The sequence below is a fragment of the Bowmanella yangjiangensis genome, assembly GCF_017255015.1.
Lineage (GTDB): Bacteria > Pseudomonadota > Gammaproteobacteria > Enterobacterales > Alteromonadaceae > Bowmanella > Bowmanella yangjiangensis.
Map to the genome: position 1 here is coordinate 1 of NZ_JAFKCS010000451.1, position 627 is coordinate 627.

General features: G+C 65.1%; 1 protein-coding gene. It reads left to right on the plus strand.

Annotated features, from left to right (window positions below; all coding sequences use genetic code 11):
- Positions 1-128: 128 nt before the first annotated feature.
- On the plus strand, positions 129-627 hold a 499-nt coding region (locus J0A65_RS25095; protein ID WP_206596946.1), incomplete at its 3' end, for a DUF1254 domain-containing protein.

Sequence of the window (627 nt, forward strand, 5' to 3'; positions counted from 1 at the left end):
TCGCTACATCGCCTCGGGCATGCGCAACGAGGAGCGCGGCGGCCTGGAGTTCGGCTTCGAAGCGCTGGCCGCCGAGTACACCCCCACCGCGCTGCGCAATGCCGGCGTCCGCTGAAGGAGAGCCTGACATGTCACTGAACAAGAAATGGCGCCTGGGGCTGGGCGTCGCTGCCGCTGTGCTGGTGGGCGTGGGTCTGGCTGGCTACAACCTGATCCAGCAGGCCAGGGACACCGCGCAGGCCTACCTGTTCGGTTTCCCTCTGGTGATGATGGAGGTCACCAAGCAGCACCAGATGCTGATCGGCACCAGTGCGATGAACCGCTTCAACCACGCCAAGCGCTTCCCTGATCCGGAGTTCAATGGCGTGGTGTCGCCGAACATCGACACGCTCTACAGCATCAGCCACTTCGACCTGCGCCGCGAGCCGCTGGTGATGGAGATTCCCGATACCCGTGGGCATTTCTACATGATGCAGATCATGGATGCCTGGAGCAATGTGGTGACCAGCCCCGGCACCCGCACCATCGGCACGGCCGCCAGGCGCTATCTGGTGGCCGGGCCGGATTGGCAGGGCGAGACACCCGCAGGGCTGGAACTGATCCGGGTGCCGACCCAGCTGGCCTGGC